The sequence below is a fragment of the Vibrio anguillarum genome, assembly GCF_001989995.2.
Taxonomy (GTDB): domain Bacteria; phylum Pseudomonadota; class Gammaproteobacteria; order Enterobacterales; family Vibrionaceae; genus Vibrio; species Vibrio anguillarum.
The window spans coordinates 39,750-64,157 of sequence record NZ_JAHGUP010000027.1; the positions used below are offsets into that span (position 1 = coordinate 39,750).

Sequence of the window (24,408 nt, forward strand, 5' to 3'; positions counted from 1 at the left end):
CTAGCACCGAATCCTTTTCCTTGCAGTCCTTTTTTAAACACGAAAATGTCATAAAAATATAACTTAATAAATGATTCAGTTATTAGGCACGTAAGTTACTCATCCGAATATATTTTTACGATTAGCTCTCCTTGACGATCAACACAAGCACGGTACATACCGGAACTGTTCATTGCAAAATGAATGTCGCCTTGCGCATCAATGGCGATCAATCCACCCTCACCACCGAGCGTTTTAAGTTCACCCTGAATAATGGTTTCACATGCGGTATGAACATCTTCTTTTAAATAACGCATGCGAGCGGCAACGTCACTGGCAACCATTTTACGAATGAAATATTCCCCCATGCCCGTTGTCGATACCGCCACATTACCATTTTCAGCCACCGTTCCTGCACCGATGATGGGAGAATCGCCGACGCGACCAAATTTTTTATTCGTGATGCCACCGGTACTAGTAGCAGACGCAAGGTTGCCTTGTTTATCCAATGCAACTGCGCCAACAGTGCCAAATTTCTTGTCATCTGGGAATTTTGATTCCGACAAAGCAAATTGATTGTTGCTTTTCATCGCTAGCAACTGTTCATAACGACGCTCAGTAAAAAAGTAATCTTGTTCTGTATATTGATGCCCTTGAGTAAAAGCAAACGCTTCTGCGCCCTCACCAATCAACAACACATGATCACTGTGCTTCATTACATCACGCGCGAGCTGCACCGGATTTTTAATGTGCCGAACCCCAGCGACCGCGCCTGCGTCCATCATTTTGCCATGCATGACAGAGGCGTCCATCTCCACCATCTCTTGATGCGTTAACACCGAACCTTTTCCTGCGTTAAACAACGGAGAGTCCTCAAGTATTTTCACAGCCTCAACCACCGCATCCAGTGCATCACCACCTTGTGCCAGTACTTGATGCCCCGCTCGAACAGCACTTTCTAGCGTGTTCAAAATATCGCGCTTTAATGATTCGCTCATTTGTTGACGAATGATGGTTCCGGCGCCGCCATGAATTGCTATAGCAAAAGGTTGTGACATGAGAATTCCTTAACTTAATAAATTGAGAGGCAATACACTTCTGTTCTACACATTAACTATACCCAAATAACTTGAAGTTGCAGGTAGGCGGCAAGTGAGTACTGTAATAATTAACAAGCAACAAAAAAGCGCTAATCGCATGACGATTAACGCTTTCCATTTCATTGTATCAGTCGGTTATTACTGCCTACTTTGGCACTACCAACCAAAAAATGATTAATGTGAACCGCAGCTGCCGCCACCGCAACAACCTTCTTTTTTCTCACCATGGTCATGGCCTTCACCACCACAGCAACCACCTTCATGATCATGATCATGATCATGATCATGATCATGATCGTGGTCATGGTCGTGGCCACAGCCACCAGCTTGGTGAATGTGACCATGTTGGATTTCTTCTTCAGTTGCAGCGCGAATCGCAACGACTTCTACATCAAACGTTAATGTTTGGCCAGCCAACATGTGGTTACCATCAACTACCACTTCGTCACCATCCACTTCCGTGATTTCAACTGGAATTTGGCCTTGGTCAGTATCCGCTAGAAAACGCATACCCACTTCAATTTCATCAACGCCTTGGAAAACTTCAGCAGGTACACGTTGTACAAGCTCATCGTTGTATTCACCGTACGCTTCTTCAGGAGCGATAGTTGCTGTGAACTTATCGCCCACAACTTTTCCTTCTAACTCATTTTCAAGGCCAGTGATTAGATTGTTGTGACCGTGAAGGTAATCTAGTGGTGCATCAACTGTTGATTGGTCTACGACTGCACCATCTTCCAATACTAATTGGTAGGCTAGGCTTACAACCACGTTCTTTTCAATTTTCATAACAACTCCAAGGAGGTTTGTTCCTAGGTTGTCATCTTCAAACCTAAGAAATCGATCGGTATGAGGCGTATTATGAAGATCTATTCCAGAAACTCAATTATTCTGGTTTAAAAATCCCGATCATCTCTTGCCGAGCATGTTCACTTTTTTCTACAGATTTGGGCTTTCGCTGTTCATGGTAGTCGCACTCGACACACTCAACGAGCTCTATGTTGTTTTCAACCCACCAGCGCAGAGTATCTTGTGACTGACAACTTGGGCACTTTGCACCAGCAATAAAGCGTTTTTTCTGTTTCACGTTACATCCTACAACTGAATATTGATTGGCGTTATTTTTCCCAATAATGACGAGATTGGCGATCATTATCCATTTCACGCCCAAATATTTCTTCCAGCTCTTTACGTGCCTCTTTGGCGCGCAGTGCGAGTTGTTTGTCTTGGTTATGTTGCGGTAGCAGCTCTTTGAGCATCGCATTATCGAGTTTTCTAAAATGTGCTTCGGCGCGCTTGGCTTGGTAAGGGTGCATGCCCAATTCGACCAGTACTTGTCGGCCGAGGTCCAAAGCGCCTAAGAAAGTTTCCCGCGAGTATTTATCGACCCCATGGCTGAGTAACTGATACGCCTCTACCCGGCTACGAGCGCGAGCTAAGATCTTTAACTGCGGGAAATGGTGCTGACAAAGCTCGACAATTTTCATCACTTCATCGGGCGCATCAGTACAGATAACAATCGCCTCAGCTTCTTCTGCACCCGCGGCGCGCAACAGTTCAAGTTGAGTCGCATCACCATAAAAAACGTTATAACCGTACTCTCTCAATAATTTAATTTGACTGGCATCGCTTTCTAATACGGTAATTTTAATCTTATTGGCGTACATCAAACGCCCTACAATTTGCCCAAAACGCCCAAAACCCGCAATGATAATTTGCGGCTGTTTATTGACGACATCGGAATGCATCTCATCGTCACTGCTGAGGTTCAATTTTCGCGCAAACCATTTGTCCTGAATCATCAGTAATAAAGGTGTGGTGACCATCGACAGACTGACCACAACGAGCAAAAAGGCCACTTGATCCGGTGATAGCACGCCCTGCGCGCTTGCCGCAGTAAAAATCACGAACGCGAACTCGCCGCCTTGGCTGAGGATCGCCGCCATTTTGCTGCGCGCTTTAGAACGCGTACCCGATAAACGCGCGAGGAGATAAAGGATTCCTCCTTTCAGCACCACTAGACCTAATACAGCCGCCAACACTTGCAGCGGCGCTTGCGCCAATAAGCCCAAATTAACCGCCATTCCAACGGCAATAAAAAATAGCCCGAGCAATAACCCTTTAAACGGTTCAATCGCGATCTCAAGTTCATGGCGAAATTCACTTTCTGCCAGCAACACGCCAGCAAGGAAAGTACCGAGTGCCATTGACAAGCCAAGCTGCTGCATTAACAGTGCAATCCCAATCACCAACAGCAAGGCAGCAACGGTAAAAAGTTCACGCACACCACTGGTCACAATATAACGAAACAGCGGGCTCAATAGAAAATGCCCCCCGACCAGCAAAGCGGTAATGCCACCCAACATCCAAGTCACATCTAACCAGCTTCCACCGGCGTTGCCTGCCAGTAAAGGCAAAAAGGCCAACATCGGGATGACAGCGATATCTTGAAAAAGCAGTACCGCAAAACCAGACTGGCCAGCTTCACTGCGCGTTAGCCCTTGCTCTTCAATTACGCGTAATGCGATTGCTGTCGAAGAGAGCGCAAGGCCCATACCAATCACTAAACTACTCTGCCAGTTAACGCCTAATAGATAAGCAATACTAGCGATGACTAAGGTACTTACCACTACCTGCGCGCCACCCAAACCAAGGATCGGCCCACGCATCTGCCACAATTTTTTGGGATTTAATTCCAGCCCAATCAGAAACAACAGCAGCACCACGCCAAATTCAGCAAAGTGTAATATGGCTTGCACATCACTGATTAAACCCAGCCCCCAAGGGCCTATGGCTACACCGGCTAACAAATAGCCGAGCACCGAACCCAACCCTGCACGCTGAGCAATCGGTACGGCCACCACAGCCGCGGTTAAAAACACCACGCTGCTTTGTAAAAAATCACCGCTTAACGCCATCAAGCTCTCCTTGTGTGGCCAGTGGGTGTTGCAACCAGTGTCGATAATGCTCAGCGTGTTGATAGCGCTCCATATCACTCACATTACGTGACCAGTAGAGGACTAACGGTTCCATCCAGTTCATACAACACAGAGCCGCGGTTAATTCAAATGGTTGGAGAATTTGATCCAGTGGGTATTTGTTGTAGCCCCGCTCATCAAACGCTTCTTTTTTTCCGCCCGTGGTGATGACGCTACGCCAGTATTTACCATGCAACGCCGTCTGTCCGCCGAAGGCAAACCCTTTGGCAAGCACGCGATCAAACCACTCTTTGAGTAGCGCTGGGCAGGAATACATATAAAGAGGGTGTTGAAACACAATCACATCATGCTCAAGTAGTTTTTGCTGCTCTGCGTGCACATCGATAAAAAAATCGGGATAGGTTGCATACAAGTCATGCACAGTGACGTGAGAAAGTGACGCAATATTGTGCAGCATAGTTTGATTGGCGATGGAGTTTAATGGCTCAGGATGCGCATAAATCACCAATATTTTAGGTGTAATTTGGTCAGGCATGACGGTGGTGGACATTTTTGTCTGCGCTCCCAATAGTTATCAATATGTTATTAAGCATAATAACGCAATTTGCATAATGATCGACATTTATCCTTATTGCCCCTACTATTCCACGCGATAACGTCTCGATATGAAAAATAGATTTTTATGATTACCTTCTCTGATATTCAATTACTGCGCGGCGGTAAACCGCTCCTTGAAAAGGCCTCTGCAACTATCCAGCCGGGCGATAAAGTTGGCCTAGTAGGCAAAAATGGCTGTGGCAAATCAACGCTCTTTGCCCTACTCAAAGATGAGCTATCTATTGACGCTGGCTCCTTCAGTAAACCAGCTCACTGGGAACTGGCTTGGGTTGCCCAAGAAACTCCGGCTCTTGATCGCGATGCGATTGAATATGTCATCGATGGCGATCGTGAATATCGTGAATTAGAACGACGCCTCAGCGTTGCTGAAGAGGCAGACCAAGGAACCTTGGTTGCAGAGCTGCATGGAAAGATTGAAACTATCGGCGGATACAGTATTCGCGCCCGTGCTTCTGAACTGCTTGATGGTTTGGGGTTTAGCCAAGAACAGATGGGATGGAGTTTAACGCAATTTTCGGGTGGTTGGCGGATGCGCTTAAACTTAGCGCAAGCGCTGTTGTGCCGCTCGGATTTACTGCTGCTTGATGAACCAACCAACCACTTGGATTTGGACGCCGTCATGTGGCTTGAACGTTGGTTACAAAACTATCCCGGCACCTTGATCTTGATTTCCCATGACCGCGATTTTCTTGATCCGATCGTCGGACGCATCATCCATATCGAAAATCAAACCATGAATGAATACACCGGAAACTACTCATCGTTTGAAAATCAACGAGCGCAAAAACTGATCTTGCAGCAAGCCATGTACCAGAAGCAGCAAAAGCAGATGGTGCACATGCAAAGCTACATCGACCGTTTCCGCTACAAGGCCTCCAAAGCTCGCCAAGCACAAAGTCGTATCAAAGCGTTGGAACGAATGGAAAAAGTGCTGCCAGCTCAATTTGATAACCCATTTAATTTCGAATTTCGAGAGCCTTCAGCACTGCCTAACCCAATCATGATGATGGACGAAGTCTACGCCGGGTATGGTGAACGTTTAATTTTAGAAAAAATTCGCCTCAACCTTGTACCGGGAAGCCGTATTGGATTACTCGGGCGTAACGGTGCGGGTAAATCAACATTAATTAAATTGCTCTCCGGTGAGTTAAAACCACAAGGCGGCGATCTCACTTATTCGCAAGGTGTAAAAATTGGTTACTTTGCCCAGCATCAGTTAGAAACACTGCATCCAGAAGAGACCCCTCTGCAGCACATGATGCAAATCGCCCCAGATAAAAACGAACTTGAGCTGCGTAATTATCTGGGTAGTTTTGGTTTCCAAGGCGACAAAGCGCTAGAGAAAATCGCTCCGTTTTCCGGGGGTGAAAAGGCTCGCTTAGTGCTTGCGCTAATTGTGTGGCAAAAACCGAACTTGCTGCTGCTTGATGAACCCACCAACCACTTAGACTTGGATATGCGTCAAGCCCTAACGTTTGCCCTGCAAACCTTTGAAGGTGCGATGGTCATCGTCAGCCATGATCGCTATCTACTGCGCGCAACCACCGATGACTTGTACTTGGTGCACGATCGTCAAGTCGCGCCTTTCGATGGGGATTTGACCGACTACTACAAGTGGCTGACAGAACAACAGAAAGCGGAACGTAGAGAAGTTCAATCTCAGCAACCTGCCAAAGACAGCAGCAACAGTGCCGCAGCCAAAAAAGATCAAAAGCGCCGAGAAGCGGAATTTCGCATCCAAACCGCACCAATTCGCAAAAAACTGACACAACTCGAAGCGAAAATGGACACATTGAACGCGGCACTGGCGCAAACTGAAGAGCAATTGTCTGATACTTCGCTGTATGAAGCCGAAAACAAAGCTAAACTTACCGAAGTGATTGCGCTTCAAGCTCGCAGTAAATCGGCACTTGAAGCGATCGAAATGGAATGGATGTCGGAACAAGAGACACTCGAACAACTAGAGCAGGAATTCAGTCGCTAAGATGAGCCAAGAGCACGTACGATTATCACTGACCTTAGAACGCTTATGGCAATTCAGTTTGCAATACTACAGCGTGCGAGAAGTGAAAGAGGCGTGCTTAAGTTTACAAAATAACTTCCACGGCAACGTCAACTTATTGCTGCTACTCAAATGGCTTGATGAGCAACAAGTGACGGTTGCCGATGCTGACTGGCAAAATGTCACTCAATGTATCGGCCGTTCAGAAGCGCTGCTGCACAGTTACCGAGAGTTAAGACGACGTTTGAAAAGCATGGTGCCAGATACGCTGTACCGCGAGGCGCTGCAATTTGAGCTGCAGCTTGAAAAGCAGCAGCAAGCTGACCTCGTGGAATGTATCAACGCATTGGCATTGCAGAATAACCATGGTGAACAATTAACGCTGCGTTACTGTCGCCAGCTTGGCTGTGAGCATTTGCATCTCGCTTTTAAAACCCCGGCGCCTCATTCTCAAAAACCGTAACTACATCAATTGCTCGCTCGGTGTATACTGGTCGCAATTCATAAAAATAATACGCTATGGTTATGACTTCATTTATCGCTGCTACTGGACTAACAAATCCACACCTTCAGACTCTGCTTCCTCGTTTGTTGCGCAAACGCGCACGTTTTGAGCCGCTGTGGCAAACGCTGTTTACACCTGATGGTGATTTTTTAGACCTTGCTTGGAGTGATGATTGGCGCTCAGAGCGAGTACAAAATAACCCTCTATTTATCTTGTTTCATGGCTTAGAAGGCAGTTTTCATAGCCCGTATGCCAATGGCTTAATGTACGCCTTCGCACAGCAGGGATGGTTATCGGTCATGATGCATTTTCGCGGCTGTAGCGGCAAACCGAACCATCTGGCACGTGCTTACCATTCTGGTGAAGTTGAAGATGCACGCTTTGTGCTCGAATACATACGCAAGCAATGCCCAAATCGACCTATCGTGGCGGTGGGCATTTCTCTTGGCGGCAATATGTTGGTTAATTACTTAGCGCAATATAATCACGACCCGATCGTTAGCGCGGCAACCGTTGTCTCCGCTCCACTCGATCTGGCAGCGTGTTCCACACGCATTGAACAGGGATTTTCAAAGGTTTATCGCGCTTACTTACTGACATCATTGAAAAAAAATGCACTAAAGAAACAGCATCTTTTACATAATGAGTTAGGTATTTCTAACCATCAAATTAAACACATCAAAAAACTTTACGAATTTGACGATCTCATCACCGCACCCTTGCATGGTTTTCAAGATGCGCAGGATTACTACCAGCAGTGCTCAGGCCTTTCAAAGCTGACACAAATTCGCGTGCCGCTACAAATCATTCAAGCGCAAGATGATCCCTTTATGACGGATGCCGTGATCCCCAAATTTTCTTTACCAGAGAATATCCATTACCGCTTATTTACCCAAGGTGGCCATGTCGGTTTTCTCAGCGGTAGCGCGCTTAAGCCTAAATTTTGGCTCGAAGAAGCACTTCCAACCTATTACGAAAACCTGCGTCACGGCAACCCTATTGACCATCAATGCAACGCATGATTAATCACATATCGCTTTAAATCGATACCCTTTTCTCCATGACAGTTTAAGAGGTCGTCATGCTTATTCCTTGGCAGCACATTGCGCCTGAAACACTGGATAATTTGATTGAAACGTTTGTATTACGCGAAGGTACTGATTACGGAGAGCAGGAAGTACCATTGCATCAAAAAATCGAGCAAATAAAGAAACAGCTCGCAACAGGGGAAGCGATCATCGTCTATTCTGAGTTGCATGAAAGTGTGGATATTCAATTGCGTAAATAATTTCAGCTCAAAACAATCTACTCTTTTCGTGCTATATTGCAGCCATCGATAACAAGTACGTTACATACAGACAGGGTTTGTCATGTCAGCAAAACATCCAATTATCGCTGTCACCGGCTCGTCCGGTGCCGGTACAACTACGACCTCTGAAGCCTTTCGCAAAATGTTCAATATGATGAACATTAAACCAGCATGGGTTGAAGGGGATAGCTTCCATCGTTTTACACGGCCAGAAATGGATGTGGAAATTCGTAAAGCGCGCGAACAAGGGAAGCACATTAGCTACTTTGGCCCACAAGCCAATGATTTTCCTGCATTGGAAGAATTTTTCCGCCAATATGGGAAATTAGGCACAGGCCAAGTTCGCCGCTATCTACACTCTTTTGACGAAGCTGTGCCCTACAATCAAATGCCCGGCACCTTTACTCCTTGGCAAGATTTACCGGAAAACTCGGATGTGATGTTTTACGAAGGTCTGCATGGCGGTGTAGTCGATGGTGATGTAAACGTCGCGCAGCATGTCGATTTTTTGATAGGCATGGTGCCAATCGTTAACCTTGAGTGGATACAAAAGTACGTGCGTGATACTCGTGATCGAGGCCATTCACGTGAAGCGGTGATGGATTCCATCGTCCGTTCGATGGATGATTACCTCAATTACATCACCCCCCAATTCTCACGAACTCACATCAACTTCCAACGGGTACCGACGGTTGATACTTCAAACCCACTTAACGCCAAGGGCATCCCTAGTTTGGATGAAAGCTTCGTCGTGATACGCCTGCGCGGTATAAAGAATGTTGATTTCCCCTATCTGCTCGCCATGATTGATGGCTCTTTTATGTCGCGCCACAACACCATTGTGGTACCGGGTGGCAAGATGAGTTTTGCGATGGAATTGATCGTCAGACCGATCCTGCAGCAATTGATTGAAACAGGTAAAATTGGCTAAGTGATCGGACAAGTTGACGGTTACTTTTCATACCGTGATCATGTGCACAGTTTTGCGTAAAAAATCATGCCACTGACACGATTAAAATCAAGAAATCGTTTCTGAAAAAGGATACTATCCTTAACCGAAACACAAGTTAGCTTGCAGCATTTGGAAAGTGCTCTTATCCTAGTAAGCTTATTTTAGGCTTAGCTACAATATGGAAAGCGGCAAGCGTACCCTGCAGAGGAAGTGAGATATTATGGTTCTAGGTAAACCTCAAACCGATCCAACACTAGAGTGGTTTCTTTCACACTGTCATATTCATAAATACCCATCGAAAAGCACGTTGATTCATGCGGGCGAAAAAGCAGAGACGCTGTATTACATCGTCAAAGGCTCGGTAGCGGTATTGATTAAAGACGAAGAAGGTAAAGAGATGATCCTCTCTTACCTAAACCAAGGTGACTTTATCGGTGAACTTGGTCTATTCGAAGAAGACCAAGAGCGTACTGCTTGGGTTCGTGCAAAATCTCCTTGTGAAGTTGCGGAAATTTCATTTAAGAAATTCCGTCAGCTTATCCAAGTGAACCCAGACATCTTAATGCGTCTGTCTGCACAAATTTCTCGACGTCTACAAGTCACCAGTCAAAAAGTGGGTGATTTAGCCTTCCTAGACGTGACGGGTCGTATTGCACAAACGCTACTCAACCTAGCGAAACAACCTGATGCAATGACGCACCCAGATGGCATGCAAATCAAAATCACCCGTCAAGAGATCGGCCAAATTGTAGGCTGTTCTCGTGAAACTGTGGGACGTATTTTGAAGATGCTCGAAGAGCAGAATTTAATTTCTGCCCACGGTAAAACTATCGTAGTGTACGGAACTCGTTAATCTCAATCAAAATGATTGAGATTGAATGCATAAAGCCACCTTGGGGAACTCAGGTGGCTTTTTCTTTGGTGATATTTCGATACGAAAGTAAAAAGATGAGAGGCTATTGCATGTCTGTACTTTCAAATATCTTATCTGCAGAGGCCGCCACAAAACCGCTATAGAGTTCACCGTTAGCCATTGGATAGCGTTTGGCAAATTCATAGAATCCACCGGGAATCACCTCCACCCCTTCCGTAAATTGCACCGGTACTTTATCGGCCATGGTCGACGACTGCTCAAGCAGCACATCAGGTGTACCTTTCACTTCTCCACCATTTTCATTGATGGTAAAACCCGCTTGGCGTAAGTGATCATTGACCGCTTTCACTTCATTAAACGCCTGCAGTTGATTAACACTAACAGTGAAATGGTTTGCGCCATAGCCATGCGCCGCCAACCAAGCGGCGTATTCACTTTCGTTGGCAAGCTGCAAATAATCGCTGTAGCTTAGTTGCCATAGACGACCGCCATATAAAAAGTCACTGCTGTTTAATTTATTGCTATCGACTTGATGTACCAGCTTCTCCACAATGGCTTGGAGTGCAGGTGAGCACTCTTCCACTTTCAGCTCGCTTATGAATACTTTAGGCTGAGTCGGATCAGGGTGTTCATAGTGCTTCGCTACCAGCTTCTTACTTTCAAACACATAATCACCACAGGCAACGTAGCCTAAGGCAAGAAAAGGCTTAGCCAGCGTTTCAATACCTAATGGCGCAACATTGAAGGTTCGCAACGCAATATGGTCATTAATCAACGCTTCCTCTTCTTGAAGCAAGTGATGGACTTTGTCGGCAGAAGGGCAAAGGCGCTGAATGTAGTCATTCCATAATGATTGAAATAAAACGGTTGGCGTCATAACGCCTCCTTGTCTGTGCTCGGTTTAAACCATGCTAGTCGGCATGGGGTTTTAGATAAAGTTTACTGCTATAGCTCAACCCCAGGGCTGAGCGTGGCAGGCAGTTCAGTCGAACGACCTTCCATTGATGCCATTGGGTATGCGCAGTAATCAGCCGCGTAATAGGCGCTTGGTCTTAAATTTCCCGACGCTCCCGGCCCACCAAACGGTGCATCACCACTGGCTCCGGTTAATTGTCGATTACGATTTACAATGCCAGCGCGGATATGATCGACAAAGTAGTCCCATTCGGCATCATTGGTCGACACTAAGCCTGCCGATAAACCAAAGCGAGTTTCATTGGCCAGTTGTACCGCTTGCTCTAAGCTTTGGTAACGCACGACTTGTAACAATGGTCCGAAATACTCTTCATCAGGCAATTGGCTAACTGCGGTGACATCAATAATGCCCGGAGTGACAAACGCCGCCTGCAAAGGTGTCGCGGCCAGCAAGCTGACGCCACCCAAGGCGCGTAAATTGTCCTGAGCAGCAAGAATGAACTGCGCCGCCGCTTGTGATATTTGTGGCCCCATAAAAGGTGCTGGTTCAGCAAAGGGGTGATCAATACGCAATTTTTGAGTGGCACTGACCAGCTTTTCAAGTAACAGATCACCTTCATTCCCTTCAGGAACGTAAAGACGCCGTGCGCAGGTACAGCGCTGGCCTGCACTTAAAAATGCGGATTGAATAATGGTATACACTGCCGCATCAAGCTCGCCATACTGCTTAGAGATGACCATTGGGTTGTTGCCGCCCATTTCTAAAGCCAGCATTTTGCCCGGCTGCCCAGCAAACTGGCGATGGAGTAAATGACCGGTATTGGCGCTACCAGTAAAGAGAAGGCCATCAATGCCTTTGGCCTGAGCAAGCGCAATACCCGTTTCCTTCGCGCCCTGCACTAGGTTAAGTACACCCGCAGGTAGGCCTGCTTCTTGCCACAACTTCATCACAAACTCACCAGTCCACGGAGTCTGCTCTGAAGGTTTAAACACAACCGTATTACCCGCTAAAAGTGCAGGCACAATGTGGCCATTCGGCAGGTGGGCAGGGAAATTATACGGACCAAAAACTGCAAGAACGCCCAATGGACGATGACGCAATACCAGTTGATTACCCGCCGCTTCGCGTGTGTTTTCACCAGTGCGATCATGATAAGCTCGAATGGATATAGCGATTTTACCCGCCACCGCCGCCGCTTCAGTACGCGTTTCCCAGAGTGGCTTTCCTGTCTCTTTGGCGATGATCTGCGCAAGCTCTTCACTGCGCTGTTTCACTTTTTCAGCGAAGGCTAAGACATATTGCTCACGCTCAACAAAAGGGCGTTTTTTCCACTCTATAAATGCGACTCTTGCCGCCGTAACCGCCGCTTCTACTTGCGCGGGTGTGGCGCTATCGCCCTGCCAAATCGTCTCATTGTTATAGGGACTAAGCGAAAGCATTGCCTCGCCTTGTCCAGCTAACCATTCACCTGCAATCCACTGAGTCATCTGTTAATCCTTACCTTTCAATGTACCTATTTTACTGCGCCAAAATTCGAACAAAATCACCACTATCAACCAATAGAGCTTGCGCCACTTTAGGTGAGATGATCACCGTTTCCGTTTCGCGGTTATAAGCACCTTTTGCAGCAGTAGCACGAAAGTTTTCAAACGAGCTATTGCAGATAAGATAATCTTGCGAGCTTGAATGCTCGGCCACTTCCACTTTAGCTCGCACCGAGTGACGTACGGATTCGATATTGCGCAAATCGCACTCAACCGTTGGACCTGCATCAAAAATGTCTACATAGTTACGGCAGGTGAATCCTTCGCGCTCGAGTAGCGTTAACGCTGGACGGGTATTGTCATGCACTTGACCAATCACCGCCTGTGCCTCTTTACTCAATAAGTTGACGTAAATCGGCAGTTTGGGCATCAGATCAGCAATAAACCCTTTTTTACCAATGCCGGTTAAATAATCAGCCATAGTGAAATCAATCGAGAAAAAATGCTCTTGCAGCCATTGCCAAAAGGGCGAGTTGCCTTCGGCATCAGACACACCACGCATTTCAGCAAAGATGGTTTTAGAAAAACGATGTGGGTGTTCCGCCATCATCAGAAAACGGCATTTCGACATCAAACGCCCATTCAACCCTTGACGAAAATCTGGACGTAAAAAAAGCGTACAAATTTCACTGCATCCAGTGTAGTTATTGCCAAAAGTAAGCAACTTGACGGTATTGTTGACCTTCAGCTTAGGCGACGAATGCACTATCGTGCTGATGTGATAAGAATAAAATGGTACGTCATGGCCAATCGATGCCTCAACGCCAGTCGTCCCTGCTACCTCACCGGTTTCAGAATCAAAACCGACCATCAGGTAACCTTCATCTCCTGGCTCTGAGACGTCGGGTTTAGCGAAGCTGTATTCAGAATGAGTAATACGGTTGGTTAAGAGCTTTTCATTCACGGGTAGTGATGTAAACCCGTGACCGGATTCAATAGCGCATGTGTGTAGCGCATCGTAGTCCGACATTGCGATAGGGCGAACAACTAGCATCAATACTTCCCTCCAGATGCTTGAAGTGGCCCAAGGCATCCTACCTTGGGCTGCTAGGCTTTTTCACTACATGAGTGATGCAATAGCTTTATCTAATCTTGCTAAGCCTTCTTCTATTTCTTGTTTGGTGATCACTAATGAAGGCGTCATACGAACCACGTTCATACCCGCAACCAACACCAGTAAACCTTGCTTGCCCGCGGCTTGTAGGATATCGCGAGCGCGACCTTGCCACTGCTCATTTAATGCCGCGCCAAGCAGTAGACCTTTACCACGGATTTCACTAAAAATGTGGTACTTCTCATTAATGTTAGCCAATCCTTCACGAAAGAGCGCTTCACGCTCTTTCACGCCAGCCAAGGTTTCTGGCTGGCTAACCACATTAACTACCGCTTCTGCTACCGCGCAAGCCAGTGGGTTGCCACCATAAGTCGAACCGTGAGTGCCCACTTTAAAATGCGCGGCTAATTCGTTTGTGGTGAGCATAGCGCCAATAGGGAAGCCGCCACCGAGTGATTTCGCGGTACTTAAAATATCCGGCGTGACGCCCAATCCTTGATAAGCATAGAACTCACCAGTGCGGCCATTACCGGTTTGCACTTCATCAAAGATCAACAGGGCGTTGTGCTTATTGCACAATTCACGCACGGCTTGGACAAACTCAGCCGAAGGCGACACAATGCCACCCTCGCCTTGCAAGGGTTCCATCATTACCGCACAAGTGCGATCAGAGATGTGTGCTTGCAACGCTTCAATATCGTTATACGGTAGGTGGGTAACATCCGCAGGTTTAGGACCAAATCCATCGGAATAAGTCGCTTGCCCCCCGACCGTCACTGTAAAGAAAGTGCGGCCGTGGAAGCCTTGGTTAAAGGCGATGATTTCTGATTTTTGTTCACCATGGACATCAGCGGCCCAGCGACGCGCCAGTTTGAGCGCCGCTTCATTAGCTTCCGCGCCGGAGTTAGCAAAAAACACCTTTTCAGCAAAACTGACTTGCGTTAATTTTTTCGCCAAGCGCAAAGCAGGCTCATTAGTCATCACGTTACTGAGATGCCACAACTTATTGGCTTGCTTGGTAATCGCATCAACCATCGCCGGATGGCAATGGCCCAAACAACTCACCGCAATACCGCCAGCAAAGTCGATGTATTCATGACCTTGTTGATCCCACACTCGAGAGCCCTGCCCTTTAACTGGAATCATTTCCATCGGGTTATAACAAGGGACCATCACCTCATCAAACAGACTGCGATCTACACTATTTTCCACTGTCATTACACATTCCCTCTTGATACCGCATGCCAAGCAGATTGCGATCTTCCTATTAAACGCTTGAGTGGAAGATATTGTTTTGCTTTTTAGCTAATGCAGCATTGTATTTACAAATTATTAACCATTTCAATAGTGATTTATTCTTTTAGATCGGCAGAAGTACCGCTAATCGTCACTACTTATGATTATTTATGCATTAAGTCACCTCTTTTATGAAGCGCTTTTTTATAAATAATATGAATAAGCACAACAAGGCCTTGAGGCAACAAGCCATCCCTCATTCCAACAGGATGTATGGTGCATAATATTGCAAAGATAAAAAACAGCAGAAATGATGAAGAAAATGTTAAGAAAGGTGATCGCAGTCCGGTTGAGAATGGCTCAACGGCGCAAAAAATTTGCGAGCAGTTGATGGCCCTGTTCTGTTTTAATTGATTCAGGATGAAACTGCACGGCATCAATTGGCAGTATTTTATGTTGGTAACCCATGATTTCCTCCATCGAACCATCAGCCTGTTGAGTCCAAGCGGTGAGCTCAAAACAGTCCGCAAGAGAATCAGCTTTGACCACCAACGAGTGGTAGCGAGTAACGGTTAACGGGTTATTGAGCCCTAGAAAGAGGCCACGGTTGGTGTGTTGGATCGGTGAGGTTTTACCATGCATCACCTTTTTGGCTCGCACCACTTGCCCGCCAAACACTTGCGCAATTGCTTGATGACCAAGGCAGACTCCTAAGATAGGAAGTTTACCCGCAAAATGTTCAATCGCTGCCAGTGAAATTCCCGCCTCATTCGGCGTGCAAGGCCCAGGGGAAATCACCAGATGCGTTGGGCTGAGCGCTTCAATGCCAGCGATATCGATTTCATCATTACGCACCACAGTCACTTGAACTCCCAGCTCACAGAAGTATTGGTACAAGTTGTAGGTAAACGAATCGTAGTTATCGATGATAAGTAGCATGTGAATTAAAACGCTCTGGGTAAAAGTCAGCGAGAGGCGCTATTGTGCAATACTGGTTTGGAAAGGCAAGAAGTTATCGATTCTGTGCTAAATACACTATTTGCACATTCGTTCATTATGTAACCAGTTCGGTTGTGATCATTATTTTACTTGCTCTCATTTGAAAGTAACACTTCTCATCGTATGGTCGAATAAGAGAGCGGAAACAACGATAAAATAAATCTATCCCATAGTTAATGATCGATAAAAATAAAGCCAAGTAATCCGCTTACTTGGCTCTTCATGCTTATTTCCTAAAAATGTCGTTTATTTAAGCTGGGCTTTCTTGTAAATGCTCACTACTTGGTTGTTTGTTATGAGGCTGCCAAGGGGAATTTACCGAATAAGGCTGACGCACCGCTAATTCTGTTTCGGATAACACGCCATAACGAAGTACGGTGTGGTTATTCACCAGTAATATATCGCCAAGTTGTAAATCAAACACATGCTGTACTTGTGAACGTTCAAGAATAGGAGTTAAAACATTGGCTACTTGATTGATATTGTCAATTTCAGTCGACGACGATATATGCTTCGCCAATGATGGGCTCCAGCGTAAATTCATTTCCCAATCCCCCGACATAATCACAGGATAAGTAGCCGTATCATCGTACTGCACAATGGTATTTTTCAGCCAACCACTTGCTTGACCATTAAGACACAACGCAGCCAGTGAGGCATCCAGTAAGTTAACCTTCAGCGGAGAAGATGAACAGTAAATCGCCCATTCATCAGGAGTCATGTCAGTATAAGAATAGCGACGCGCTATGCTCGTTGACGGTGTTTTGAGCCCGTACCAACTGGGCTCTGCTAATGTACTACTCCGAACATATTCTTCCGGAAGCAGAGCATGATTTCCGGCAAACCACGAAGACCAAAATGAAGCTTGAGGCAACGGGTTAAAGCCTTTTAAACAGACAGCAGAGAACGCTTTTACTAATTGGCTCACTTGAGCCTGCGGTAGCGCGGTCAGTGAGCATCCATGGTGTGACTCTAACGTCAGGCCAAACTGCTCTGCTTGTAGAGTGGCTTTTACCTCACGCATCAACTGTGCCTCGTTAGCATCTTCGATATTGAAACGCAGTAAACACCACAGCGTTCCTTGATGCATTACGGGAATAATCACGCCTTCACGTTGTTTGTGATTGGCCTGCGTATCAATAATAAATTCTCCGTGGCAAGCATCAAATAAGACACAAGTATGCCAAGGTGTCTTAAACGATCGCTCATCAAAAAGAAACAGCGAATATTTTTTGCCTTGCATTGGGTGTTCATGAATGCTGAGACGAATAGCGTGGCTCAAATGAGTATTGAGGAAATTATCGAGTGCACGTCCTTGCACCATCATTCCTTTAGCCATAAGAGCTAGTCGCTCACGTCGTTTCTTATAACTCAGCGGAGCAAGCGCATATTTCTGATCCTGATGCATGAATTTTTTCAAGCCCAGATAGGTATGGTGCATTGCATTATCATGCTGTTTAAGACGTGCAAAATCACGCTCATATTCCGCATCACCAAAGCGCTGCTTTAATCCATTGAAATATTGATATTCATTTAAGTCATCAAACGCAGAGAAGTGCTCAAAGTTTATAATTTTTAGACAATCACTGGCGTTCATATTTTCCACCATATCCCGTAATTCATCAGAATAAGTGTAATGATGTTCTAAATCGACATTAATATAATCAGAAAATGTATGATAATCAGAAAAAATGTAAAACATCACTCCTGGAGAATAGACAGATTGAATATCACGAATGGCATTAACAAATTTTTGTAAAACTCGATATTCACCCAAGTCAGGCTTATAACCTAATACCTTATCTAGGTTATTCGTTTTACATGGAAAGGCGGGTAGTAATAATGTAATGACTTTGTTTTCAATGACACACTGAGCTATCTGCGTTTTTAACTTCTGATACCCAGTAAAAGTGGCGTCTGTTTGTGCTAATAATTGGTCTAATAAAATAAAAGCAATATTATCCACACATTGCTGCTGTTGATGATCAAGCATAGTGTTTCCTTATTAAAGGCGAAGACCATTGAGGGAATGATGCAGAACCCTCGGCCTTCACTCTCGGTTAAAAAGTTTATAGGCCAGCCAACAGTTCAGCCGCGTGCGCAAGCGACGCGAAAGCCGCAATATAACCATCAGGGCGGATCAGTAAAGCCTGCCCCTGGTAGAATGAACTCTCACTCCAATACTGCCCAGGCTTCGCTTGATCGTACAGATGAAGGCAACGCACAAACGGAGGAATTTCTGGTGGTAACTCCGCATCGCCAGTCAACAGAAGCGTAAAGGAGCGGTAATCTAGCCATTGGTAAAAGCGGCAACTCTGCTGATCGCTATGCATCTCAAAGTCATACACTCGAGAACCGTTTAAGCCACCATTGCCATACCCAATGCCCATACCTGTGATATTACCAGCTCGCTGTTCAACGATTTGTACATAGTCCTCCGCATGGGTTCCTCGCGCAGAATATTTAGTTGCACGCACCAATGCACCAGAGCTTTCAATCACGCTGCGAGCCACTGGTTGGCGCTCAGCCTGATAACTGTCCAGCAGCGTAGTTGATGCCTGACCACGCAACACCATGTTGAGCTTCCAGATCAAATTGAACGCGTCAGCAACTCCGGTATTGAGCCCTTGCCCGCCATTGACCGAATGTATATGGCAGGCATCTCCTGCTAGAAAGACCCGTTGCTGGTGGTCATACCGTTCTGCAACAGACTCCTTAACCGAGAAATAAGAAAACCACTCAACCTGCTTAAACGTCAGTGAATGCGGCGACATTGCTCGGTTAATACGCGTAATAACCTCTTGCTGAGTAAATTCTTCGGTGTCCATACGGATATAAAAACGATCCAAATCACCTTCACGTGGAATCCAGGCAACATCTGACGTCTCAGCCTGAAATACGATGATTTCTGGCACTTTCGGAAAATCTGACTCAATAACACCATCAATCACCGCCCAGATAATTTCTGGTCTCTCGATTTCAAATGGAATCGAAAAATGCTGACGTACAAAAGAGCGCCCACCGTCTGCACCAATCACGTAACGTGAACGAACTCGCTCGCCACTGCTCAGTTCCGTCACGCAGCCTTGCTCATCAACAGTGATATCGACCACAGATAAACCACGGCGCACGGCCGCGTTCTGCGCTTTGACTGCACTATCTAGCGCTTTTTCAATATGCGCTTGCCCCAACATCAAAAAGTGAGGATAGAAGCAGCCTTGCAGCGCTGTCCACCAATGAGACTGGCGTGACAAAAATTGACCATCAGCCCATACCGAACTGGTATTACAGGGTTTGCCTTGCACGTAAAGTGGCTCAAATAAGTCAACGATATCAATTAACTGCAGAGTTCTAGCATTAAGCGCATCGGCCCGTCCGACCACCAGTGGCCCATTAGATTTATCAATAACTTGTGAGTTCAGACCGCAGCGCTGCGCTAAATAGTGGCACATAAGCCCAACAGGGCCTGCTCCAACGATCATAATATCAGTGTGGTAATCACTCATCGGTAAGACTCCAAACTTGGGTTATCAAACGGTGGATCGCTTAGCACCTGAACTCGACGGATATGACGTGGGGTATGCGATAAAAAGCTTTCTCGACCATGCAGTAAGTTAAAGTTATCCGTAATGACCACATCATCATTTTGCCACTCGTGAGCATAAAAATGACGAGGGTCATACAGTGCGTCACGTAAGCTACGGTGGAACTCAGCTATTTGCTCACTATCAATGCCACTAAAGGTCACATTTGGTGGGTTTAGCAGATCGCCACGTTCAGCGAAATGTGGTTCGGCGTAACGAATGACCTCGTGTGAGAGATAGGGATGTTGAGCAATAATCGGGGAAATGGTGTGACTGCAATAGAACTCCATCTCTCGCTGGTAGTGCCCCGTGACTTTTCGCCACAATGAGCGCTGCTGTTCGGTTGCGTTCTGTAGCGCCTTGGTTGTATGAGTGAAGGTCGTCCGGCCGCCTTGTGCTGGCAATGGCGCTTGAACACATTGAAATATCTGATATTCAGGCACTTGAGGACGAAACATGCCATCCCAATGCAGCGGCATATAGCTACTATCAAAAATATGGTCCTTTGGCTGATCTTTTTGAATTAAATCTAACACTTTGCCAAATGGCCAAATGGCCAAATACTGATCTCTCCCCATTGCTCGCAATATTCCGCAAATTGCTCGGCCTGTTCAAAGGCTTTAAATCCACGTATCAATACCAACTGATGCTCAATAAATAGTTTACGCAGTAGTGCTATTGGTACTTCGCTAATGGGAATTTTTAATCCATTTGCTTCTATTTTTACTCCAAAAGGATGGAGCTTCGTGACCTGATAATTCATCACCCTTTCCTTTAAATTAATTTTTAATAAAACGTTAGAAATAAAACAACATTGCATCCATCATTTTCGAAAATTCGGTTGGATAATATTAAAAATATTTACACAACATTGATATTTATAAGATTGACATTGCCAATTTAATTATTAATCCCAGTTTATTTAGGAATAGATATCTCAATAGTGCCATCATTCAGAAGAAATTTATTATTTACCCGTATTTAAAGGAAACCAAAATGGTTTATATCTCTCTAATTAGAGCTGTCATTATTTGATGAATGACAAAGGTTGACTAGATAACAAAACAAGAACGAAAGGTTACCAATAAGGGAACAATTATGTTGAGTGAGTTAAAACGTATTGCCATTTTTAATAAAGTGGTTGAATACGGTTCGTTTACCTCGGCTGGTGAATCGTTAGGCATAGCAAAATCGAAAGTGAGCGAGCAAGTTAGCTTGCTAGAATCACATCTTAACGTACGTTTACTGCATCGCTCTACCCGTAAAGTTAGCCTAACGACTGAAGGGCACGCATTTTATCAACATACCAATGGCCTCTTACCGCTGGCAGAAGACGCGCTACGGGCCGTCCAGCATTTTTCTACCGATGTGGCAGGCGTGATTAGGATCGGTACAACCATTGATGTCGGCAGCTATATTTTAAGTCCGCTGATTTCAACATTTTCTGAGAGTTACCCCAATGTGCTGTTTGATATTCAACTCGAAGATGGTTTACAAGATCCAGTAGCCACACAATTAGATGTGCTGATCAGAATGGGTGAACTGACATCTTGCTCAATGGTTGGCCGCGAATTAATGCCTTTTAAAATGGGGATATACGCCAGTAAAAAATACTTAGCTAGTGCACCTTTATTAAGGAAACTACGAGATTTAGAGCAGCACCCATGGGTTGCGCTAACTTTATTGAATCTTCCTCAAGATAAAGTCACGCTAATCAATCCAAAGGGAGTGAGATGCAACATTAAAACCCGCCCTAAACATATCTGCAATGCGCCGCTTGGTGCGATGTCAATGGTACAACAAGGCATGGGGATCGGCTTGATTGCCAATTTTCTCGCTGACGAAATCAATGATCCTAACCTCGTCAGGCTTTTTCCAGATTATTATCTATCAGATAACACCATGAACATTCTTTACCCGAGCCGTCACCACCTTGCGCCACGTGTAAGGCTATTTATTGATTATTTAATTGAAAAAATCCGAGCTTGAGCAAAACAAAAACGCCCCGTCAGTTAACGGGGCGCACTTTAAGCCTTAACGACGACGTCGCCACATACCAAAGCCGAGTAATGAGAAGAGTGCTCCTAGGCCGAATGAACCGCCATAGATGTTCAGTTCTAACACGGCAGGATCATGATCAGATGCGCGGAAATGATCTTGATATTTAGGTAAATCACCTTTGAATTCACTGTTGTAATCAAACAGTGTCGATTCACCGCCGTTGATGTGCCAATCGGTCGCATCCACCACTTTGCCTTTCAAACTTTTGCTGACCAGCAAATGATCCAGTGCGCCAACTTCATCATTAAATGAGTAACTCCAGCTCTCTGGGTGTTTTATCGCCACAGCGTTAAGGTACCCATAATTGTGAGTAATCAACGCGCCATTATCACCAAACTGAGGAGTACCTGCAATGTAAGTATTACGTGCCGCACGAATGGTTTTGCCATACTTCTCTGGGCTGTAGTCCGTCAATACGAGCATCGGGTCTTCCATACCGTAAGAGTTCATATCACCCAAAATGACTTTATGCCCTTTTATTTTTTGTAACGCTTCACCTAAAGCAACTGCAGCTGCGACACGGAATTGTTCACATGCACCTTGAAAATCAAGATCTTTGCCGCCTTGCCCACCTTGTTCAACTGGTGCAGCATCTTCCCAACATGCCGAACCCTTGGATTTTAGATGGTTAACCGCGACGGTAATTTTCTCATTGCCACCTTTAACTTTGAAGGTCGGTGCAAGCGTGTCACGCTGGTAATTTTTACCATCTTCAATCACTTTGCCTTTGTCATCCAACACTTCTGGTGCTTGTTGGCTTGGCATTGGAATTACACGATTTTCTGTCAACTTCACCACTTTTTCACGATAAATCACTCCTGTGGTGATCACATCCGTGCCAATAGAATCAAGTTCATCGGTCACGCCATCATTATTTGAGTCAATCGCGACAAAACGGTAATGCTTTTTCTTATCCGAGATCTGGCTGTTGATCTGATTGACCAATTGCGCAATCGCCGAACCTGCACCGAAACCGTTATTCTCAATTTCCATCAAACCGACAATATCAGCATCCAAACGTACAATCGCATTGACGATCTTCGCTTGCTGCAGTTCAAATTCTGCAAGGTTATTAGCACCACGATTATCACCATGCTGATTTGCATCACCGCCAAACGGCGAGTTGAAATAGTTAAGCACGTTGAATGTGGCAATGCGCAGATCGCCTTCATCGATATCCGGTTTCTCGCTGCGAGGATCATTGCGCACGAAATTCTCTTGGTTGAGCGAATTGGTCACAATCAGACGATATTCGTTGTAACCGTATGAGAGCACACCTTCTAAACCTATGATGCTGTCATCAATGCGGATGTAATCTTCCGTCGAACCATTTTGATCAATATCACTGCGACCAAACTCTGGGTAGTACGGAATTTGGCCATCGGCGGCTTTCGCATCTGATTCAATAAACAAGCGGCGCTGCGCGTTTTCGATGCTCTGCTGTTTGGCTTGCTCAGAGCCCGCAGCGAATAGCTGGTTCGGCTGCATGTTAATACGACCTTGCGCTAACACCATGTTATTGCGACGAGAAGCATAGTCATAACCAAAGGTACGCGTCACACGCATATCCAGCTCTGGGGTGGTTTTTACCAACATGCCTTCATAACGCTCTAATGTGTGCTCAAAGTTCTCATCGGTGGGCAAAATCTCTATCGCGGTCGCTTGTGGAGCCTCTTGCTCACCTTGTTTTAGCCATTGGTTGTTTTCGACTTTAAGTTGTGTGAGGTTGTAATATTCCTGTACTTTACCTTTCACACAAACCACATCCCCCGGTTTTAAACTTGAGCTTGATTGATCGGTAAAAACAAACAAACCTTCAGAGGTATTTAAGTTGTAATCATCTTCCAACGCTTGCAGATAAAAACCCTTAGTTAACCCTTTGGTAACGGCACTCACGACACCTTTGACAAAATATTCTTGGTCGGTGATGTAAGGGTAGCCACTAATAAAAGGAGAGGTTTGCCCTTCGCCTTGGATCGCTTGAATAGAGGTAAAGGTGGGCTCAGATCCTTCTTGAGTACAGGTAAATTCAGCCGGTGGCTCAACGGCATCGAGTGCGCCTAACCCTTCAATATTATCCTTGCCTAACGCGCTCCACTGCGCAGCTTGATAAGCCGCTGAGGGCGTGAGGCTATCGCTATTACGCACTAAAGTGGTGTCCTTGCCCCAGTTAATGCCGCCCATCACTCCCAACACATCATGTACGCTACCATCACTGTTTAGCAGCGCCACCGGATCATCACCGTTAAAATTAATCACCGAGCCATCATTTCCATCACTCACCGCTTGGATAGCACTATTGGCGCTGGCATGAGAAATCACTAACACATCGTTCGCAGCAATTACTCGCCCAGTCAGGGGCAACTGTGTATCCCAGTTCCCACCGCCATTGCTTGATTTCGCTAAAATGAAATTGTCTAAACTGACGGATGCATTGCTAGTGTTAGCAATTTCGATGGCCTTATTGAAGCTGCTGCCTTCTACATACTGAGAAATAATAATCTCAGCTTGAGCTGATACAGCCAATGTGGAGCTTATCGCCGCAGCGAGTAATGTTCGGCCAAAGGGTTTAATTCGTGTCGATTCCATTGTTCACCTCTTTCCCTGCTCTGTAACCGAAGTGGTAAGCAAGGTGTTGTAAATCACGTTTATAAAGGGGATTGGTTCCATTTGCGCGTACAGTGTTGTGTTTTTAAATGAAAGATAAAAACATTCACCATTCATATCGAGATCAAC

At 45.6% G+C, this 24,408-nt stretch carries 20 protein-coding genes and 1 pseudogene; 7 read left to right on the top strand and 14 right to left on the bottom strand.

Features of this window, described 5'->3' with window-relative positions; genetic code table 11:
- Positions 1 to 95: 95 nt before the first annotated feature.
- The 5 genes from PL85_RS07640 to kefG form a co-directional block, all read right to left on the bottom strand.
- Entirely contained in the window at positions 96 to 1,037 is a 942-nt protein-coding gene (locus tag PL85_RS07640) for an isoaspartyl peptidase/L-asparaginase family protein (protein ID WP_013855914.1), read from the bottom strand.
- Between the two features lie 216 nt (positions 1,038 to 1,253).
- Positions 1,254 to 1,868 (bottom strand): peptidylprolyl isomerase, encoded by a 615-nt coding sequence (gene slyD, locus PL85_RS07645; RefSeq protein WP_115339334.1) that lies wholly within the window; start codon positions 1,866 to 1,868, stop codon positions 1,254 to 1,256.
- Positions 1,869 to 1,965: 97 nt separating this feature from the next.
- Positions 1,966 to 2,166 (bottom strand): YheV family putative zinc ribbon protein, encoded by a 201-nt coding sequence (locus PL85_RS07650; RefSeq protein ID WP_010318749.1) that lies wholly within the window; start codon positions 2,164 to 2,166, stop codon positions 1,966 to 1,968.
- A 31-nt stretch (positions 2,167 to 2,197) separates the two neighbouring features.
- The gene (kefB, locus tag PL85_RS07655; RefSeq protein ID WP_094147275.1) at positions 2,198 to 3,997 is read right to left on the bottom strand and encodes a glutathione-regulated potassium-efflux system protein KefB; all 1,800 of its coding nucleotides are present in this window, start codon (positions 3,995 to 3,997) and stop codon (positions 2,198 to 2,200) included.
- Entirely contained in the window at positions 3,981 to 4,568 is a 588-nt protein-coding gene (kefG, locus tag PL85_RS07660) for a glutathione-regulated potassium-efflux system ancillary protein KefG (RefSeq protein WP_174223808.1), read from the bottom strand. Before kefG ends, kefB begins: the two co-directional genes overlap by 17 nt.
- 132 nt (positions 4,569 to 4,700) lie before the next feature.
- Between kefG and PL85_RS07665 the strand changes: the two genes are divergently transcribed.
- From PL85_RS07665 to crp, 6 genes are all read left to right on the top strand, one after another.
- Positions 4,701 to 6,620 (top strand): ABC transporter ATP-binding protein, encoded by a 1,920-nt coding sequence (locus PL85_RS07665; protein ID WP_081245136.1) that lies wholly within the window; start codon positions 4,701 to 4,703, stop codon positions 6,618 to 6,620.
- 1 nt (position 6,621) lies between these two features.
- The gene (locus PL85_RS07670; RefSeq protein ID WP_010318745.1) at positions 6,622 to 7,101 is read left to right on the top strand and encodes a TIGR02444 family protein; all 480 of its coding nucleotides are present in this window, start codon (positions 6,622 to 6,624) and stop codon (positions 7,099 to 7,101) included.
- A gap of 56 nt (positions 7,102 to 7,157) precedes the next feature.
- The gene (locus PL85_RS07675; RefSeq protein WP_115339335.1) at positions 7,158 to 8,165 is read left to right on the top strand and encodes a hydrolase; all 1,008 of its coding nucleotides are present in this window, start codon (positions 7,158 to 7,160) and stop codon (positions 8,163 to 8,165) included.
- A gap of 59 nt (positions 8,166 to 8,224) precedes the next feature.
- Positions 8,225 to 8,431, top strand: a complete 207-nt coding sequence (locus PL85_RS07680) for a YheU family protein (RefSeq protein ID WP_115339336.1) — start codon at positions 8,225 to 8,227, stop codon at positions 8,429 to 8,431.
- Positions 8,432 to 8,513: 82 nt separating this feature from the next.
- The gene (locus PL85_RS07685) at positions 8,514 to 9,383 is read left to right on the top strand and encodes a phosphoribulokinase (protein ID WP_010318742.1); all 870 of its coding nucleotides are present in this window, start codon (positions 8,514 to 8,516) and stop codon (positions 9,381 to 9,383) included.
- A 241-nt stretch (positions 9,384 to 9,624) separates the two neighbouring features.
- Complete coding sequence (gene crp / locus PL85_RS07690) at positions 9,625 to 10,257, top strand: cAMP-activated global transcriptional regulator CRP (protein WP_010318741.1); 633 nt, start codon at positions 9,625 to 9,627, stop codon at positions 10,255 to 10,257.
- 103 nt (positions 10,258 to 10,360) lie between these two features.
- Here crp and PL85_RS07695 read toward each other — a convergent pair whose 3' ends face one another.
- From PL85_RS07695 to PL85_RS07730, 8 genes and pseudogenes are all read right to left on the bottom strand, one after another.
- The gene (locus tag PL85_RS07695) at positions 10,361 to 11,155 is read right to left on the bottom strand and encodes a DUF1338 domain-containing protein (RefSeq protein ID WP_013855906.1); all 795 of its coding nucleotides are present in this window, start codon (positions 11,153 to 11,155) and stop codon (positions 10,361 to 10,363) included.
- A 68-nt stretch (positions 11,156 to 11,223) separates the two neighbouring features.
- Complete coding sequence (gene astD / locus PL85_RS07700) at positions 11,224 to 12,681, bottom strand: succinylglutamate-semialdehyde dehydrogenase (RefSeq protein ID WP_115339337.1); 1,458 nt, start codon at positions 12,679 to 12,681, stop codon at positions 11,224 to 11,226.
- 31 nt (positions 12,682 to 12,712) lie between these two features.
- A complete protein-coding gene (gene astA / locus PL85_RS07705; RefSeq protein WP_026028416.1) occupies positions 12,713 to 13,732 on the bottom strand; it encodes an arginine N-succinyltransferase in 1,020 nt (339 codons plus the stop codon).
- Positions 13,733 to 13,798: 66 nt separating this feature from the next.
- Positions 13,799 to 15,010 (bottom strand): aspartate aminotransferase family protein, encoded by a 1,212-nt coding sequence (locus PL85_RS07710; RefSeq protein WP_026027324.1) that lies wholly within the window; start codon positions 15,008 to 15,010, stop codon positions 13,799 to 13,801.
- 378 nt (positions 15,011 to 15,388) lie between these two features.
- Positions 15,389 to 15,967 carry an aminodeoxychorismate/anthranilate synthase component II gene (locus tag PL85_RS07715; RefSeq protein ID WP_115339338.1) on the bottom strand — a complete coding sequence of 193 codons (579 nt, stop codon included), beginning with the start codon at positions 15,965 to 15,967 and terminating at the stop codon, positions 15,389 to 15,391.
- A gap of 310 nt (positions 15,968 to 16,277) precedes the next feature.
- Positions 16,278 to 18,020, bottom strand: coding sequence for an L-tyrosine/L-tryptophan isonitrile synthase family protein (locus PL85_RS07720; protein WP_115339339.1), 1,743 nt, complete (start codon positions 18,018 to 18,020; stop codon positions 16,278 to 16,280).
- 76 nt (positions 18,021 to 18,096) lie between these two features.
- A complete protein-coding gene (locus tag PL85_RS07725) occupies positions 18,097 to 19,533 on the bottom strand; it encodes an FAD-binding protein (protein WP_115339340.1) in 1,437 nt (478 codons plus the stop codon).
- Positions 19,530 to 20,374 (bottom strand): annotated as a pseudogene (locus PL85_RS07730) (TauD/TfdA dioxygenase family protein). The gene PL85_RS07725 and the pseudogene PL85_RS07730 overlap by 4 nt, the downstream one beginning before the upstream one ends.
- 335 nt (positions 20,375 to 20,709) lie before the next feature.
- Between PL85_RS07730 and PL85_RS07735 the strand changes: the two are divergent.
- On the top strand, positions 20,710 to 21,600 hold the full coding sequence (locus PL85_RS07735) for a LysR family transcriptional regulator (RefSeq protein ID WP_017043227.1): 891 nt from the start codon (positions 20,710 to 20,712) through the stop codon (positions 21,598 to 21,600).
- A 45-nt stretch (positions 21,601 to 21,645) separates the two neighbouring features.
- On the opposite strand, the gene PL85_RS07740 is transcribed toward PL85_RS07735, so the two are convergent.
- The gene (locus tag PL85_RS07740; protein WP_115339341.1) at positions 21,646 to 24,261 is read right to left on the bottom strand and encodes an ExeM/NucH family extracellular endonuclease; all 2,616 of its coding nucleotides are present in this window, start codon (positions 24,259 to 24,261) and stop codon (positions 21,646 to 21,648) included.
- Between the last annotated feature and the right edge of the window lie 147 nt (positions 24,262 to 24,408).

Excerpts from the sequence above, each read along its gene's own strand:
- kefG (WP_174223808.1), bottom strand. The coding sequence starts at position 4,568 with ATGTCCACCACCGTCATGCCTGACCAAATTACACCTAAAATATTGGTG.
- PL85_RS07725 (WP_115339340.1), bottom strand. The coding sequence starts at position 19,533 with ATGAGTGATTACCACACTGATATTATGATCGTTGGAGCAGGCCCTGTT.
- PL85_RS07710 (WP_026027324.1), bottom strand. The coding sequence starts at position 15,010 with ATGACAGTGGAAAATAGTGTAGATCGCAGTCTGTTTGATGAGGTGATG.
- PL85_RS07720 (WP_115339339.1), bottom strand. The coding sequence starts at position 18,020 with ATGCTTGATCATCAACAGCAGCAATGTGTGGATAATATTGCTTTTATT.
- crp (WP_010318741.1), top strand. The coding sequence starts at position 9,625 with ATGGTTCTAGGTAAACCTCAAACCGATCCAACACTAGAGTGGTTTCTT.
- PL85_RS07665 (WP_081245136.1), top strand. The coding sequence starts at position 4,701 with ATGATTACCTTCTCTGATATTCAATTACTGCGCGGCGGTAAACCGCTC.
- PL85_RS07685 (WP_010318742.1), top strand. The coding sequence starts at position 8,514 with ATGTCAGCAAAACATCCAATTATCGCTGTCACCGGCTCGTCCGGTGCC.
- PL85_RS07740 (WP_115339341.1), bottom strand. The coding sequence starts at position 24,261 with ATGGAATCGACACGAATTAAACCCTTTGGCCGAACATTACTCGCTGCG.
- PL85_RS07680 (WP_115339336.1), top strand. The coding sequence starts at position 8,225 with ATGCTTATTCCTTGGCAGCACATTGCGCCTGAAACACTGGATAATTTG.
- PL85_RS07715 (WP_115339338.1), bottom strand. The coding sequence starts at position 15,967 with ATGCTACTTATCATCGATAACTACGATTCGTTTACCTACAACTTGTAC.
- slyD (WP_115339334.1), bottom strand. The coding sequence starts at position 1,868 with ATGAAAATTGAAAAGAACGTGGTTGTAAGCCTAGCCTACCAATTAGTA.
- kefB (WP_094147275.1), bottom strand. The coding sequence starts at position 3,997 with ATGGCGTTAAGCGGTGATTTTTTACAAAGCAGCGTGGTGTTTTTAACC.
- PL85_RS07695 (WP_013855906.1), bottom strand. The coding sequence starts at position 11,155 with ATGACGCCAACCGTTTTATTTCAATCATTATGGAATGACTACATTCAG.
- PL85_RS07670 (WP_010318745.1), top strand. The coding sequence starts at position 6,622 with ATGAGCCAAGAGCACGTACGATTATCACTGACCTTAGAACGCTTATGG.
- astD (WP_115339337.1), bottom strand. The coding sequence starts at position 12,681 with ATGACTCAGTGGATTGCAGGTGAATGGTTAGCTGGACAAGGCGAGGCA.
- astA (WP_026028416.1), bottom strand. The coding sequence starts at position 13,732 with ATGCTAGTTGTTCGCCCTATCGCAATGTCGGACTACGATGCGCTACAC.
- PL85_RS07675 (WP_115339335.1), top strand. The coding sequence starts at position 7,158 with ATGGTTATGACTTCATTTATCGCTGCTACTGGACTAACAAATCCACAC.
- PL85_RS07640 (WP_013855914.1), bottom strand. The coding sequence starts at position 1,037 with ATGTCACAACCTTTTGCTATAGCAATTCATGGCGGCGCCGGAACCATC.
- PL85_RS07735 (WP_017043227.1), top strand. The coding sequence starts at position 20,710 with ATGTTGAGTGAGTTAAAACGTATTGCCATTTTTAATAAAGTGGTTGAA.